The organism is Azospirillum sp. UFLA03-27 (assembly GCF_059803775.1).
Genome location: NZ_JAUQTX010000470.1, coordinates 1 through 1898 on the forward strand (window position 1 = coordinate 1; position 1898 = coordinate 1898).

Annotated in this window: 1 protein-coding gene and 1 pseudogene; both read left to right on the plus strand. The window is 70.3% G+C overall.

Going from position 1 to position 1898, the window contains the following annotated elements; all coding sequences use genetic code 11:
* Positions 1-53: 53 nt before the first annotated feature.
* Positions 54-1589 carry an ABC transporter ATP-binding protein gene (locus tag Q4I23_RS32435; protein WP_498528968.1) on the plus strand — a complete coding sequence of 512 codons (1536 nt, stop codon included), beginning with the start codon at positions 54-56 and terminating at the stop codon, positions 1587-1589.
* Between the two features lie 94 nt (positions 1590-1683).
* Positions 1684-1898: pseudogene (locus tag Q4I23_RS32440) on the plus strand (hypothetical protein); the annotation flags it as partial.

A 1898-nucleotide genomic window follows, 5' to 3' on the forward strand; every position in this document is an offset into this window, starting at 1 on the left:
ATGTGTATAAGAGACAGGGGTGGGGGCAAGAACCTCTTCATAAAAGACACCCCATGCCCCAACACCCTCCCGCCCTGGAAACCCGCGGCGTCAACAAGTGGTTCGGCGCAAACCATGCCAACCGCGACGTGTCGCTGGCCGTGCCGAAGGGCACCATCCACGGCGTGATCGGCGAAAACGGCGCCGGCAAATCGACGATCATGAGCATCGTCTACGGCTATCTTCCCGCCGACGGGGGTACGATCCTGGTGGACGGCCGCCCGGTGGCGGTGCGCAGCCCGCGCGACGCTCTGGCCGCCGGGATCGGCATGGTCCACCAGCATTTCATGCTCGTCGATCCCTTCACCGTGCTGGAGAATGTCCTACTGGGGGCGGAGGGCGGCGTCACCCTGGCCGCCGGGATGGCGCGGGCCCGGACGGAGTTGACCCGGCTCGCCCGTGACTACGGGCTGGAGGTGGACCTCGACCGCCCGGTCGGCGAGCTGCCGGTGGGGGCGCAGCAGCGGGTGGAAATCCTGAAGGCGCTCTACCGCGGCGCCGACATCCTGATCCTCGACGAGCCGACCGGCGTCCTCACCCCGCAGGAGACCGACCACCTCTTCCGCATCCTCCGCGCGCTGCGCGAGCAGGGGAAGACGGTCGTCATCATCACCCACAAGCTGCGCGAGATCATGGAGCTGACCGACAACGTGACGGTCATGCGCCGCGGGCAGGTGGTGGCGAACGTCGCCACCGCCGACACCAGCCGCGAGGCGTTGGCGGAGCTGATGGTCGGGCGCAAGGTGCTGCTGCGGGTGGAGAAGGCGCCGGCCACGCCCGGCTCGGCGGTGCTGGAGGTCTCCGGCCTGCGCGTGCGCGACGGCGCCGGGGTGGAGCGGGTGAAGGGTGTCGGCCTGACCGTGCGCGCCGGGGAGATCGTCGGCATCGCCGGTGTCTCCGGCAACGGCCAGTCCGAACTGCTGGAGGCGCTGGCCGGCATGCGCCCGCCGGCGGGCGGCTCCGTCCGCCTGCGCGGGGTGGAACTGGCCGACAAGCCCGACCGCTTCACCGCGCGGGGGCTGCGGGCGCTCGGCGTCGGCCATGTGCCGGAGGATCGGCAGCGGGTCGGCCTCGTCACCGGTTTCGAGGCGCAGGAGTGCGCGATCCTCGGCCATCAGGGCGATCCGGCCTTCAACGGGCGGCTCCTGATGGACCGCCGCGCTTTGTTCGACCGCTGCGCGGCGGAGATGGACGCCTACGACGTGCGTCCGCGCGACCCGCGCCTGCCCGCCGCCAACTTCTCCGGCGGCAACCAGCAGAAGATCGTGCTGGCCCGCGAAATGGAACGGAACCCTGACCTGCTGCTGGTCGGCCAGCCCACCCGCGGCGTGGACATCGGCGCCATCGAGTTCATCCACCGCCGTCTGGTGGCGCTGCGCGACCAGGGCAAGGCGATTCTGCTGGTGTCGGTGGAGCTGGACGAGATTCGCGCCCTGTCCGACCGCATCCTGGTGATGTTCGACGGCCATTTGGTGGGCGAGGTCGCCCCGGACGAGGCGGACGAGCGGCGTCTCGGCCTGATGATGGCCGGGGCGGCGGAGGCAGCGTAAGGTTGACCCCGAACGCTCCCGCTTGCGCTGGCCCCGTGCGCGGGGCACTTTCCTGTGGGCAGGGACGTTCGAGCCGTCCGGCTTGTGAACGGGCGTGACCACGGATGGAGCCGGGATGGCGCAGGACGCGGCGCAGGGGGTGACGGGCCGGGGCTTCGGCCGGCCGGGCGAGGTTCCCGGCTGGGTCGGCTACGCGCTTCTGCCGCTGCTGAACCTGCTGGCCGCCCTCGTCCTGTCCGGGCTGGTCATCCTGGTGATCGGGGAGGATCCTGTCTCTTATACACATCTCCGAGCCCACGAGACTATAAC

Bases quoted from the DNA above. Each gene is read 5' to 3' on its own strand.
- Q4I23_RS32435 (WP_498528968.1), top strand. From the start codon at position 54: ATGCCCCAACACCCTCCCGCCCTGGAAACCCGCGGCGTCAACAAGTGG.